Annotated in this window: 12 protein-coding genes; 11 read left to right on the top strand and 1 reads right to left on the bottom strand. The window is 69.0% G+C overall.

What is annotated here, in order from left to right:
* Positions 1-221: 221 nt before the first annotated feature.
* The 9 genes from rpoE to recO all read left to right on the top strand — a co-directional run bounded on the left by rpoE (position 222) and on the right by recO (position 9,446).
* Positions 222-842 (top strand): RNA polymerase sigma factor RpoE, encoded by a 621-nt coding sequence (rpoE, locus tag HDC36_RS00210; RefSeq protein WP_053835168.1) that lies wholly within the window; start codon positions 222-224, stop codon positions 840-842.
* Positions 839-1,789 carry an RseA family anti-sigma factor gene (locus tag HDC36_RS00215; protein WP_179563680.1) on the top strand — a complete coding sequence of 317 codons (951 nt, stop codon included), beginning with the start codon at positions 839-841 and terminating at the stop codon, positions 1,787-1,789. The genes rpoE and HDC36_RS00215 overlap by 4 nt, the downstream gene beginning before the upstream one ends.
* Before the next feature lie 100 nt (positions 1,790-1,889).
* A complete protein-coding gene (locus tag HDC36_RS00220) occupies positions 1,890-3,455 on the top strand; it encodes a DegQ family serine endoprotease (RefSeq protein ID WP_179563681.1) in 1,566 nt (521 codons plus the stop codon).
* A gap of 214 nt (positions 3,456-3,669) precedes the next feature.
* Positions 3,670-5,460, top strand: coding sequence for a translation elongation factor 4 (gene lepA / locus HDC36_RS00225; RefSeq protein ID WP_179565498.1), 1,791 nt, complete (start codon positions 3,670-3,672; stop codon positions 5,458-5,460).
* Positions 5,461-5,572: 112 nt separating this feature from the next.
* On the top strand, positions 5,573-6,373 hold the full coding sequence (gene lepB, locus HDC36_RS00230) for a signal peptidase I (protein WP_009583229.1): 801 nt from the start codon (positions 5,573-5,575) through the stop codon (positions 6,371-6,373).
* A 23-nt stretch (positions 6,374-6,396) separates the two neighbouring features.
* Positions 6,397-6,774, top strand: a complete 378-nt coding sequence (locus HDC36_RS00235) for a DUF4845 domain-containing protein (RefSeq protein WP_179563682.1) — start codon at positions 6,397-6,399, stop codon at positions 6,772-6,774.
* Positions 6,764-7,444: a ribonuclease III gene (gene rnc, locus HDC36_RS00240; protein ID WP_179563683.1), complete on the top strand. Its 681-nt coding sequence runs from the start codon at positions 6,764-6,766 to the stop codon at positions 7,442-7,444. The genes HDC36_RS00235 and rnc overlap by 11 nt, the downstream gene beginning before the upstream one ends.
* Complete coding sequence (gene era / locus HDC36_RS00245; protein WP_179563684.1) at positions 7,441-8,343, top strand: GTPase Era; 903 nt, start codon at positions 7,441-7,443, stop codon at positions 8,341-8,343. Before rnc ends, era begins: the two co-directional genes overlap by 4 nt.
* Positions 8,344-8,645: 302 nt before the next feature.
* Positions 8,646-9,446 (top strand): DNA repair protein RecO, encoded by an 801-nt coding sequence (gene recO / locus HDC36_RS00250; protein ID WP_179563685.1) that lies wholly within the window; start codon positions 8,646-8,648, stop codon positions 9,444-9,446.
* Between the two features lie 176 nt (positions 9,447-9,622).
* On the opposite strand, the gene HDC36_RS00255 is transcribed toward recO, so the two are convergent.
* Positions 9,623-10,333 carry a response regulator gene (locus HDC36_RS00255; protein ID WP_179563686.1) on the bottom strand — a complete coding sequence of 237 codons (711 nt, stop codon included), beginning with the start codon at positions 10,331-10,333 and terminating at the stop codon, positions 9,623-9,625.
* Between the two features lie 289 nt (positions 10,334-10,622).
* Here HDC36_RS00255 and rlmD point away from each other — a divergent pair, with 289 nt between their 5' ends.
* Positions 10,623-11,975, top strand: coding sequence for a 23S rRNA (uracil(1939)-C(5))-methyltransferase RlmD (gene rlmD, locus HDC36_RS00260; protein WP_179563687.1), 1,353 nt, complete (start codon positions 10,623-10,625; stop codon positions 11,973-11,975).
* Between the two features lie 71 nt (positions 11,976-12,046).
* The gene (locus HDC36_RS00265) at positions 12,047-12,553 is read left to right on the top strand and encodes a CYTH domain-containing protein (protein WP_179563688.1); all 507 of its coding nucleotides are present in this window, start codon (positions 12,047-12,049) and stop codon (positions 12,551-12,553) included.
* Positions 12,554-12,567: the final 14 nt, after the last annotated feature.

The raw sequence follows: 12,567 nt of genomic DNA on the forward strand, positions 1-12,567 counted from the left end.
TATGTATGGAGAAGATCGTTATCATCCAGAGGTTGTTTCCGTTGCGTCAAATCCCAATCCACAGGGGAGTGACGCGGGTCCCGCGACCGCTGGCATGCCGCCAGCCTAACGGAATGCGGGTTAACGTCGTGGGGCGGCGGTCCGCAGGGACGCTGAACTTTTTTCCGAATTGGCGGTCAGATGGTCCGACGTAGGTTGGGCTGACAGGAGTGCGGCCCGTTATGGCCGATGTCGAAACACCTCAGGAGCTGGACCTGGAACTGGTCCGGCGTGTGCAGCGCGGCGAAAGCGCGGCGTTCGATGTGCTGGTGCGCAAGTACCAACACCGGATCGTCGGCCTGATCGGGCGCTACATCGCCGACTGGAGCGAATGTCAGGACGTGGCACAGGACACCTTCATCCGCGCCTACCGCGCGATAGGGAACTTCCGTGGCGACGCCCAGTTCTCTACATGGTTGCACCGTATCGCCGTGAACACCGCCAAGAACTACCTGGTTGCGCACAACCGCAGGCCTCCGACCGACGACGTCGACGTGCTCGATGCCGAGCAGTTCGACAGCGGCACGCGCTTGCGCGACACCGACACGCCCGAGCGCGAACTGATGCGCCAGGAGCTGGAACAGACGGTGATGAAGGCGGTGAATGCGTTGCCGGAGGAATTGCGAACCGCCATCACCCTGCGCGAGGTGGACGGGATGAGTTACGAGGACATCGCGCAGAAGATGGGTTGCCCGATCGGCACGGTGCGCTCGCGCATCTTCCGTGCGCGGGACGCCATCGACGCCGAACTCCGTCCCCTGCTGGATACCGACAGCGCCACTCGTGAGCGACACCGCGTATGACCGATAGCACGCCCATTTCCCAGCCCGAGCCGACGCCCGGCGCCACGCCGCCGGACAAGTTCGAACTGCACTACCGGCAACAGCTGTCGGCGTTGATCGACGGCGAGCTGCCGGCCGACGAGGCGCGCTTCGTGGTGCGCCGGCTGCAGCACGACGAGGAGCTTGCCGGTTGCCACGAACGCTGGCAGCTGTGCGGCGACATCCTGCGCGGCCGCGTGTGCATGCCGGCGCCCGCCGATTTCGGCGAGCGCGTGCGCCAGGCGGTGGCGGCCGAGGCGCAACGCGCCGAGGTGGCGCGCGCCAGCGATGCCGCCGGCAGCCGCCGCACCTGGCGCTGGGGCGGCAGCGCGGCGCTGGCGGCCTCGGTCGCCGCGATCGCCTTGTTCATGACCCGCGAGCGCCTGCCCGATGCGGCGCCCGCAGCGGCACCCGTGCAGGTCGCCAGCTCGAGCGCTCCTGCCGCCGCGCCTGCGGTTCCGGCGGCCGTGCCGCAGGTGCCGGCACCGGCACCTGCAGATCCGCAGGGCGACCTCGGCGCGGCGGTCGCCGCGGCGCCGGCAGTGGCCATCGCCGCGCACCGGCGCCAGGACGCCGCCACCCGCCGCGGCGCGACCCGAACCCAGCAGGCCGCGCGCAGCAGCGCGGCGCGGGCCGCCGAGCCGGTACGCGCGATCGCCGCCGCGGCCCCGTCGCGGCCAGCGGCGACCGCGCTGCCGGCAACGGCGGCCGGCCAGGCGCTCGCGCAGCAACATGCCGGTGATCCGTTTGCGCACCAGCCCGCACCGCTGCAGGCGCGGCCATGGCCGCGCTCGGCACTGGCGCCGGCCGCGTCCAGCGGCGAGTTCACCGCCAGTTTCCCGCGCCAGGGCGCGTCGGCGGCGTTCTATCCGTTCGAGCCGCGGCTGCCGGCCGACGCGGCGCCCGCGCCGTCGCCGCAGCAGCCTTGAACCCAGGCGTCGGTCGAAGCGCGTGCTTCGCTCCGGCGCGCGGTGCCCGCGGCACCGCCGTTGTTTTCCATCCCTTTCCCGAACCGGAGGCTCGCGTCCGATGACTCACCGTATCCGCAACCATCTGCTGGGCGTGTTGGCCCTGACCCTGCCGCTGGCCGCCTGCGCGCAGCAGCCCGAGTCGGCCGCGCCCGCCGCCGCCGCGCCGGCCGCGCGCGCGGCGCCTGCGCCGCAGCTGGTCGCCGGCTTGCCCGATTTCACCAACCTGGTCGAACAGGTCGGCCCCGGCGTGGTCAACGTCGAGACCACGATCAGCCGCAAGGCCGCGGCCACGCGCGCCGGCGCCGGCGGCATGCCCGACGATGCGCAGATCCCCGAATTCTTCCGCCGCTTCTTCGGGCCGGACGGGATCCCGGGGCAACCGGGCATGCCCGGCAGGCCGGGCCAGCAGGGACCGGACGAAGACGACGCGACCCCCGGCGGTCGCTCGATGGGCTCGGGCTTCATCATCTCGCCCGACGGCTACGTGCTGACCAACCACCATGTGGTCGATGGCGCCAGCGAGGTCAAGGTCAAGCTGACCGACCGCCGCGAGTTCACCGCCAAGGTGGTCGGCAGCGACCAGCAGTACGACGTGGCGCTGCTGAAGATCGACGGCAAGAACCTGCCGACGGTGCGCGTGGGCGATTCCAACATGCTCAAGCCCGGCCAGTGGGTGGTGGCGATCGGTTCGCCGTTCGGCCTGGACCACTCGGTCACCGCCGGCATCGTCAGCGCCACCGGGCGCAGCAACCCGTACGCCGACCAGCGCTACGTGCCTTTCATCCAGACCGACGTGGCGATCAACCAGGGCAATTCCGGCGGCCCGCTGCTCAATACCCGCGGCGAAGTGGTCGGCATCAACTCGCAGATCTTCTCCGCCTCCGGCGGCTACATGGGCATCAGCTTCGCGATCCCGATCGACCTGGCGATGAGCGCGGTCGAGCAGATCAAGAAGACCGGCAAGGTCAGCCGCGGCATGCTCGGGGTGACCATGCAGCCGAACATCAGCGATGTGGAGGCCAAGGGCCTGGGCCTGAGCGACACGCGCGGCGCGCTGGTCAACGGCGTGCAGCCGGGCAGCGGCGCGGCCAAGGCCGGGATCGAGCCGGGCGACTTCATCGTTGCCTTCAACGGCCAGAAGATCAATACGCGCGAAGACCTGCCGCCGCTGGTGGGCATGCTGCCGCCGGGCAGCAAGGCGCGGGTCACCGTGATCCGCGACGGCAAGCCGCGCGACATCAGCGTGACCCTGAGCGAGCTCAGCGACGACGGCATGGCCATGGGCCAGCAGCAGCCGGGCCGCGGCGACGCGGCGCCGGCGCCGCAGGCCGCCGAGAGCAGCGCGCTGGGCATCAGCGTGGAGGAGATCCCGGCGCCGGTGCGGCAGAAGCTCGGACTGCGCGCCGACGAAGGCGTGCAGGTGGCGCAGGTGAGCCGCGCGGTGGCGAGCAAGTCGCAGCTGCGTCCGGGCATGATCGTGCTGCAGGTCGGGCGCACGCCGGTGTCCAATGCGGCGCAGTTCCGCAAGCTGACCGCCGGCGCGAAGAAGGGCGACGTGGTGATGCTGCTGGTGCGCGCGCCGGGCAGCCCGGCCAGCCAGTTCATCGCGATCAGCGTCGACTGAGCGGCCGCTCGCGGCACCGCCAATGGCGCCCAGCGAACCCCGGTTCGCTGGGCGCCATTGATTTCATTGGGGTTTGTTTCCCGAAACGCTGCCCGCGCAGCCGTTGGCCCACGCGTGCCGCAGCCGGGGCGCCTGGCTCCCTCCGGCCATGCGATAATGGCCCGTTATCCTGACGACGGTCCTGGCCGCCGCCCACCTCATGTCCTCTGATTCGATGCGGAACATCCGCAATTTCTCCATCATCGCCCACGTCGACCACGGCAAATCGACCCTGGCCGATCGCATCATCCAGCTCTGTGGCGGCCTGCAGGCGCGCGAGATGGAAGCGCAGGTGCTCGACTCCAACCCGATCGAGCGCGAACGCGGCATCACCATCAAGGCCCAGTCCGTGTCCTTGCCGTATACGGCCAAGGACGGGCAGGTCTACCACCTGAACTTCATCGACACCCCCGGCCACGTCGACTTCTCCTACGAAGTCAGCCGCTCGCTGGCCGCCTGCGAGGGCGCGCTGCTGGTGGTGGACGCTGCGCAGGGCGTGGAAGCGCAGTCGGTGGCCAACTGCTACACCGCGGTGGAGCAGGGCCTGGAAGTGGTGCCGGTGCTCAACAAGATCGACCTGCCCACCGCGGACATCGCCCGCGCCAAGGCCGAGATCGAGGCGGTGATCGGCATCGACGCCGAGGACGCGGTGGCGGTCAGCGCCAAGACCGGGTTCAACGTGGACCTGGTGCTGGAAGCGATCGTGCATCGCATCCCGCCGCCCAAGCCGCGCGATACCGACAAGCTGCAGGCGCTGATCATCGACTCGTGGTTCGACAACTACCTGGGCGTGGTCTCGCTGGTGCGGGTGATGCAGGGCGAGATCAAGCCGGGCAGCAAGATCCTGGTGATGTCCACCGGCCGCACCCACCTGGTCGACAAGGTCGGCGTGTTCACCCCCAAGCGCAAGGAGCTGCCCGCGCTGGGCGCCGGCGAAGTGGGCTGGATCAACGCCTCGATCAAGGACGTGCACGGCGCGCCGGTCGGCGACACCCTGACCCTGGCCGCCGACCCGGCGCCGCATGCGCTGCCCGGTTTCCAGGAAATGCAGCCGCGCGTGTTCGCCGGCCTGTTCCCGGTCGATGCCGAGGACTACCCGGACCTGCGCGAGGCGCTGGACAAGCTGCGCCTCAACGATGCGGCGCTGCGCTTCGAGCCGGAAAGCTCCGAGGCGATGGGCTTCGGCTTCCGCTGCGGCTTCCTCGGCATGCTGCACATGGAAATCGTGCAGGAACGGCTGGAGCGCGAGTACGACCTCAACCTGATCTCGACCGCGCCGACCGTGGTCTACGAGGTGCTCAAGACCGACGGCAGCGTGATCCCGATGGACAACCCGTCCAAGCTGCCGCCGCTGAACAACGTGGAGGAGATCCGCGAGCCGATCATCCGCGCCAACATCCTGACCCCGCCGGACTACGTCGGCAACATCATCACCCTGTGCGAGGAAAAGCGCGGCAGCCAGATCGGCATCAACTACCTGGGCAGCCAGGTGCAGATCAGCTATGAACTGCCGATGGCCGAGGTGGTGCTGGATTTCTTCGACAAGCTCAAGTCGGTGTCGCGCGGCTACGCCTCGCTGGACTACCACTTCCTGCGTTTCGACGCCGGCCCGTTCGTGCGCGTGGACACGCTGATCAACGGCGACAAGGTCGATGCGCTGTCGATCATCGTGCACCGCAGCCATGCCGACCGGCGCGGCCGCGAGCTGTGCGAAAAGATGAAGGATCTGATCCCGCGGCAGATGTTCGACGTGGCGATCCAGGCCGCGGTCGGCTCGCAGATCATCTCGCGCAGCACGGTCAAGGCGATGCGCAAGAACGTGCTGGCCAAATGTTATGGTGGCGACGTGTCGCGCAAGAAGAAACTTCTGGAAAAACAGAAGGAAGGCAAGAAGCGCATGAAGCAGGTCGGCCGCGTGGAGATCCCGCAGGAAGCCTTCCTGGCTGTGCTGCAGATGGATAAGTAGCCGGGATTCGGGATTCGGGATTGGGGATTGGCAAGCGCGCAAGCCTGTCCGATGTCCCGCTCTGCCGAATCTCCTCATCCCCAATCCCGAATCCCGTTCCGAAGGAACACGAATGAAATGGTTTGAAATCGCGCTGGTGGTCCTGACCTTCGCCACCGGCATCGTCTGGTTGCTGGACAAGCTGTTCTTCGCCAAGCGCCGCGCCGCGCGCGCCGGCCTGCTGGATACCGAGCCGGTGCTGGTCGATTATTCGCGGGCGTTCTTCCCGGTGCTGGCGGTGGTGCTGATCCTGCGCAGCTTCATCGCCGAGCCGTACAAGATTCCGTCCAGCTCGATGATGCCGAACCTGCTGGTCGGCGATTTCATCCTGGTCAACAAGTTCGCCTACGGCTTCCGCCTGCCGATCACCAACCAGAAGGTGATCCCGACCAGCGAGCCCAAGCGCGGCGACGTGGTGGTGTTCAAGCCGCCGCACAAGCCGGACGAGAACTGGATCAAGCGCGTCATCGGCCTGCCCGGCGACCGCATCGGCTTCCACGGCGATACCCTGTACATCAACGGCACGCCGATGAAGTACCAGGTGCGCGGCGAGTACGTCGGCAAGGGCAAGGGCGCGGAGATGACCGGGTCCACGCTGCTCACCGAATACCTGCCGGGCCGCACCCACACCGAATTGGAGTGGCTGGACCGCAACAATCCGGCCGGCCAGGGCGATTGGGTGGTGCCGCCGGGCCAGTATTTCGTGATGGGCGACAATCGGGATAATAGCGAGGACAGCCGCTTCTGGACCCAGACCCACTTCCTGCCCGAAGAGAACCTGCGCGGCAAGGCGTTCCTGGTCTGGCTCAATTGCGAAGGCTGGTTCTGCAGCGGCAGTTTCGATCCCTCGCGGATCGGGACCGGCATCCAGTGATTTCTGGCGTAAGGGGAAGCGCGATGAAGCACAAGCAAAGTGGCATGACGTTGACGTCGTTCGTGATCGTGCTGGCAGTGGTCGGTTTCTTCGCCTACATCGGCATGAAGCTGTTCCCGATGTACATGGAGTACTACGCGGTGCGCTCGGCGATGAAGGGCCTGGCCGCCGAGCCGGGCAGCGCCGACATGGATCCGGCGCAGGCGAAGATGCTGCTGTTCCGCCGCCTGGACATCAACAACTCGGACAACGTGAAGCCGGACGACGTCAAGTTCGACCGCATGGATTCGGGCTGGAAGATGCATGTGGCCTACGAAGTGCGCAAGCCGCTGGTCGCCAACCTGGACGTGGTCGGCAAGTTCGACATCACCCAGGACCTGACGACGCGCGGTGGCGAGTAAAACGATCCTGCGCGGCGACCGCATCGGTCACCGCTTCGCCGACCCGCAGCTGCTGGCGCAGGCGCTGACGCATCGCAGCGCCGGCGCGCCGCACAACGAGCGGCTGGAATTCCTCGGCGACAGCATCGTCAACCAGCTGATCGCCGAGGCGCTGTACCGGCGCTGGCCCAAGGCCGACGAAGGCGCGCTGACCCGCGCCCGCGCCGAACTGGTGCGCGAGGCCTCGCTGGCCACCATCGGCCGCCAGCTGGAACTGGGCGAGCGGCTGACCCTGGGGCCGGGCGAGATGAAGTCCGGCGGGCATCGCCGCGATTCGATCCTGGCCGACGCGGTCGAGGCGGTGGTCGCGGCGATCTACCTGGACGCCGGATTCGAGGCCTGCCGTGCGGTGATCCTGCCCTGGTTCGAGACGGCGCTGGCCGCACTGCCGGTCGGCAAGCCGGAGAAGGACGCCAAGACCCGCCTGCAGGAATGGCTGCAGGCCCGGCAGCGGGCCCTGCCGGCGTACGAGCTGATCAGCGAAACCGGCGACGAACACGCCAAGCTATTCCGGGTACGCTGCGTACTCGCCGAGCCTGCCCTCACCACCGAGGGCGAGGGCACCTCGCGACGGCTGGCCGAACAACAGGCCGCCGCCGCCGCCATCGAGCAACTGGATTCCAGCAAGTGAACGAGCAAGCGTCCCCTTACCGCAGCGGCAGCGTGGCCGTGATCGGCCGCCCCAACGTGGGCAAGTCCACCCTGACCAACGCCCTGGTGGGCGCCAAGGTCAGCATCGTCTCCAACCGCCCGCAGACCACCCGGCACCGCTTGCTGGGCATCGCCAGCTTCCCGGAAGGGCAGTTGGTGCTGGTCGACACCCCCGGCCTGCACCGCGAGCAGAAGCGCGCGATGAACCGGGTCATGAACCGCGCCGCGCGCGGCTCGCTGGAAGGCGTGGACGCCGGCTTGTTGGTGATCGAGGCCGGGCGCTGGGACGACGAGGACACGCTGGCGTTCAACGTGCTCAGCGATTCCGGCATCCCGGTGGTGCTGGTGGTGAACAAGGTCGACCGGCTCAAGGACAAGACCGCGCTGCTGCCGTTCCTGCAGCAGGTCAGCGACGGCCGCAGCTTCGCCGCGGTGCATCCGATCTCCGCGCTCAAGCGCAAGGGCCTGGAAGCGTTGGTGCGCGACCTGCTGGCGCTGGTGCCGGAAGCGCCGGCGATGTTCGGCGAGGACGAGATCACCGACCGCAGCCAGCGCTTCCTGGCCGGCGAACTGGTGCGCGAGCAGCTGATGCGCCAGCTCGGCGAAGAGCTGCCGTACGCGACCACGGTGGAAATCGAGCGCTTCGCCGAGGACGGCGCGCTGCTGCGCATCGGCGCGGTGATCTGGGTCGAGCGCGAGGGCCAGAAGGCGATCGTGATCGGCAAGGGCGGCACCCGCCTGAAGGACATCGGCGCCAAGGCCCGGCAGCAGATGGAGCGCCTGTTCGGCGCCAAGGTATTCCTGGAGACCTGGGTGCGCGTGCGCGAGGGCTGGTCGGACGACGAGGCCGCGTTGAAGGCGTTCGGGTACGGGGAGTAAGGCCGGGACTCGGGACTCGGGACTCGGGATTTTCGCAAGTGCACCGCATTTCCGCTTTTCTGTAGGAGGGGCTTCAGCCCCGACGCCTTACCGATAACGCGTCGGGGCTGAAGCCCCTCCCACAAAAAACCGCTGAGCCGGAATACAGCTGCCGCTTCTCTTCGCAGCACGGCGCTTTTTCCTCAAATCGCTTGACAGCGATTTGCCGCTGGACAGCATCCTGGAGTCCCGAGTCCCGAGTCCCGAGTCCCGAGTCCCGAGTCCCGAGTCCCGAGTCCCGAGTCCCGAGTCCCGAAGCGTCCATGCTCATCGAACACGAACCCGCCTTCGTCCTGCACGCGCGCCCCTGGCGCGAGACCAGCCTGCTGGTCGAAGTGCTGAGCGCGCAGTACGGCCGCTTGGGCGTGCTGGCGCGGGGCGTGCAGGGGCCGAAGAACCAGCCGCTGCGCGCGGCGCTGCAGCCGCTGCAGTCGATCCGCTTCAGCGCGCAGCGCCGCGGCGAGCTGGCCCAGCTGCGTGCGGCCGAGGCGGTGGATACGGCGCCGCGCCTGAGCGGGGACGGCATGCTCGCCGGGTTCTACATCAACGAACTGACCCTGCGCCTGGCGCCGCGCGACGATCCTGCGCCGGACCTGTACCTGGCCTACGCACGGGTGCGCGCGCGGCTGGGCGCGGAGGCGCCGCTGGCGTGGACGCTGCGCTGCTTCGAGCGCGACCTGCTGGACGCCCTGGGTGTGGGCTTCGACCTGCGCCACGACGGCGACGGCGAGCCGATCGACCCGGCCGCGCGCTACGTGCTGGACGCCGAACACGGCCCGCGCCGCCTGCTCAGCGACCGCGGCCACGACCAGCGCAGCGGCATGGCCACCGGCCGCGCGCTGCTGGCGCTGGCCGCCGACGAGATGCCGGTGGCCGAAGACCTGCCCGGCCTGCGCCGCGGCATGCGCGTGGTGCTGATGCACCACCTCGGCGGGCGCGGCCTGAAGTCGTGGGAGATGCTGCAGGACCTGACCCGCCAGCGCCGCGACGCGGAAGCCGGGGAACTGCCGCAGGTGCCTGACTCACCGGAAGTGGCTGACCCGCAGGCGCCGAAGACCGATTGAGCTGCGCTTGCGCTGGCCGGCTTCCTGTAGGAGGGGCTTCAGCCCCCACCGCTTCTGCAGCATGCCGGCTTGCCACGGCGTCTGTCGCGGCTGAAGCCGCTCCTACACGGGCGTGCGGCAAGTGCGCCGACGCCCCTGCTTTTACGAATCCCCAATCCCCAATCCCAAATCCCGGCTCAATGCAGCAACGCCGCCACCGCCTCGCTGAACTGGCTGCGCGCCTGCGACGAGGCCGGGTCGCCCTGCAGCTGGCGTACCGCGCGCGCCAGCCGCGCGGCGCCGACGAAGCCGCAGCTGGCCTGCAGCCGGTGCAGGTGGTTGCGCACCGCCTGCTCGTCGCTGAGCTGCAGCGCCGAGGCGACCGCGTCGCGGGTGCCGGGCAACTCGGCCAGGAACAGTTCGCGCAGCGCGATCAGGTGCGAGCGCTCGCCGTTGAGCGCGACCAGGGCGGTGGTCTCGTCCCAGTCCACCGCCGCCTCCACCGCGCCCGGCGCGGTGCCGACGCTGCCACGCGCCAGCAACCGCCGCACCGCCTGCAGCAGGCGTTCGGGACTGAGCGGTTTCAGCAGCACTTCGGCGAAACCGGCGCCGAGCAGGTGCTCGCGGACCGCGCCGCTGGCGTCGGCGGTGTGCGCCAGCGCCAGGGTGCCGGGGCGCTGCCGCTGCAGGCGCTGCAGCAGGTCGGCGCCGCTGCCGTCGGGCAGGTTGGCGTCGATCAGCCACAGGTCGTGTTCCTGGGCCTGCGCACTGGTCAGCGCGGAAGCGACGGTGTCGGCCAGATCGACCTGCGCGGGCAGGGATTCCAGCGTCACTCGCAAAAACGTGCGACTGATCGGGTCGTCCTCGACCAGCAAAAGTCGCGTCACAGGGTCCTGGGTCGATGCCATCCTTATGCCTCCATGCGGCCTGGGCGCATCTTAGCGGCTGCGACGATGCGTCGCATCACTTTGCGCCGCCGCCGCCGCGTCCGCAAGCCGGTGCCCCGGGCCCGCCGCCGGGGGGGGGGGGGGGGCGCTGGCCGGATCGGCGCAGGCCAGGGCAACCCGAAGCGCCGCGTCCGGGCGCCGATAGGGCGGCGTCGGCGCCCGCGCACCGCAGGGCCGCTCCCCGCGCATCGGCAGGCCCTGGCGCATCTGCGACAATGGCCGCCCTTTTTCGCCCGCAGCCTGCCGCCACGTGGCCCGATCCAGAAAACGCCTAGACCGCACCCCGTTCCAGACCGATATCGTCGACCTCAGCCACGACGGCCGCGGCGTCGCCCGCCCCGAGGGCGAGGGCGGCAAGGTCGCCTTCGTCGCCGGCGCGCTGCCGGGCGAGACGGTGCTCGCCGAACCCACCGCGCGCAACCGCCATTTCGACGAGGCGCGCACCCTGCAGGTGCTGCAGGCCTCGCCGCGGCGGGTCGAACCGCGCTGCCCGCATTTCGGGGTCTGCGCCGGCTGCGTGCTGCAGCACCTGGCCGAGGACCAGCAGATCCTGGCCAAGCAGCGGGTGCTGACCGAGAACCTGGAGCGGATCGGCCACGTGACCCCGCAGACGGTGCTGCCGGCGCTGTCCGGCGCGCCCTGGGGCTACCGGCGCAAGGGCCGGTTCTCGGTGCGCCGGGTGGAGAAGAAGGACAAGACCCTGGTCGGCTTCCGCGAGTTGGACCCGCGCTTCGTCGCCGACCTGTCGGTGTGCCACACGGTGATTCCGCAGATCGGCTTCAAGGTGAGCGCGCTGGCCGAACTGGTCGAGAGCCTGGACGGCAAGCGCGACATCCCGCAGATCGAGTTCATCGCCGGCGACGCCGCCGTGGCGCTGACCTTCCGCCACATGCAGCCGCTCAGTGCGCGCGACCAGGCGGCGCTGGTGGCGTTCGCCCAGGCCCACGAGTTCGCCATCTTCCTGCAGCCCGGCGGCGTGGACAGCGTGCATCCGCTGTATCCGCAGGACGTGCCGCTGTCGTTCCGGTTGCCGCAGTGGGACGTGGAACTGGCGTTCCGGCCGCTGGACTTCATCCAGGTCAACGCCTCGCTCAACCAGAAGATGATCGCGCTGGCGCTGACCCTGCTCGACGCGCAGCCCGGCGACCGCGTGCTCGACCTGTTCTGCGGGCTGGGCAACTTCACCCTGCCGCTGGCGCGCACGGTGCGCGAAGTGGTGGGCGTGGAAGGCGATGCGGGGCTGGTGGCGCGGGCGCGCGACAACGCGCAGCGCAACGGCCTGGACAACGCGCAGTTCTTCGCCGCCGACCTGACCCAGGACCAGCGCCAGGCGCCGTGGATGCAGCAGGGCTTCGACAAGCTGCTGCTCGACCCGCCGCGCTCCGGCGCGATCGAGGTGTTGCGGCAGCTGCCGCTGGAGACGTTCCAGCGCATCGTCTACGTCAGCTGCCACCCCGGCTCGCTGGCGCGCGACGCCGGTTACCTGGTCAACGAGCAGGGCTTCGTGCTGAAGGCCGCCGGCGCGATGGACATGTTCCCGCACACGGCGCATGTGGAGAGCATTGCGGTGTTCGAGAAGCCGGGATTGGAGAGTGGGGATTAGGGATTCGTAACAGCGGCGTCTGCGCGCTGGCTTATGCTTTGACCAATCCCGAATCTCCAATCCCCAATCCCATGGCCATCGAAATCGAACGCAAATTCCTCGTCACCGGCGACGGCTGGCGCGCTGCGGCGCATCGGGTGATCCCGATGGCGCAGGGCTACATCAACGACCAGGCGGCGATGGACAGCGGCGCGCAGAAGGCCTCGGTGCGGGTCCGCATCCAGGACCAGGAGGCGTTCCTCAACCTCAAGTCGCGCGAGCTGGGGCACACCCGCCAGGAGTTCGAGTATCCGCTGCCGCTGGACGACGCGCGCGCGCTGCTGGCGCTGTGCGTGGGCGGGCTGATCGACAAGCGCCGGCACCTGGTGCAACACCAGGGCCATCTGTGGGAAGTGGACGAGTTCCTCGGCGACAACGCCGGGCTGGTGGTCGCCGAGATCGAGCTGGAGAGCGCCGATGAGGCCTTCGCCAAGCCCGACTGGATCGGCGCCGAAGTCACCGACGATGCGCGCTATTACAACCTGGCGCTGGCCTCGCATCCGTTCAGTAAGTGGCCGGGATTTGGGATTCGGGATTAGGGATTGGCAAAAGC

Source organism: Xanthomonas sp. JAI131 (assembly GCF_013410075.1).
Lineage (GTDB): Bacteria > Pseudomonadota > Gammaproteobacteria > Xanthomonadales > Xanthomonadaceae > Xanthomonas_A > Xanthomonas_A bonasiae.

Coding starts and splice junctions, on each gene's coding strand:
- HDC36_RS00265 (WP_179563688.1), top strand. CDS start 12,047: ATGGCCATCGAAATCGAACGCAAATTCCTCGTCACCGGCGACGGCTGG.
- HDC36_RS00215 (WP_179563680.1), top strand. CDS start 839: ATGACCGATAGCACGCCCATTTCCCAGCCCGAGCCGACGCCCGGCGCC.
- HDC36_RS00255 (WP_179563686.1), bottom strand. CDS start 10,333: ATGGCATCGACCCAGGACCCTGTGACGCGACTTTTGCTGGTCGAGGAC.
- rpoE (WP_053835168.1), top strand. CDS start 222: ATGGCCGATGTCGAAACACCTCAGGAGCTGGACCTGGAACTGGTCCGG.
- HDC36_RS00220 (WP_179563681.1), top strand. CDS start 1,890: ATGACTCACCGTATCCGCAACCATCTGCTGGGCGTGTTGGCCCTGACC.
- lepA (WP_179565498.1), top strand. CDS start 3,670: ATGCGGAACATCCGCAATTTCTCCATCATCGCCCACGTCGACCACGGC.
- HDC36_RS00235 (WP_179563682.1), top strand. CDS start 6,397: ATGAAGCACAAGCAAAGTGGCATGACGTTGACGTCGTTCGTGATCGTG.
- recO (WP_179563685.1), top strand. CDS start 8,646: ATGCTCATCGAACACGAACCCGCCTTCGTCCTGCACGCGCGCCCCTGG.
- lepB (WP_009583229.1), top strand. CDS start 5,573: ATGAAATGGTTTGAAATCGCGCTGGTGGTCCTGACCTTCGCCACCGGC.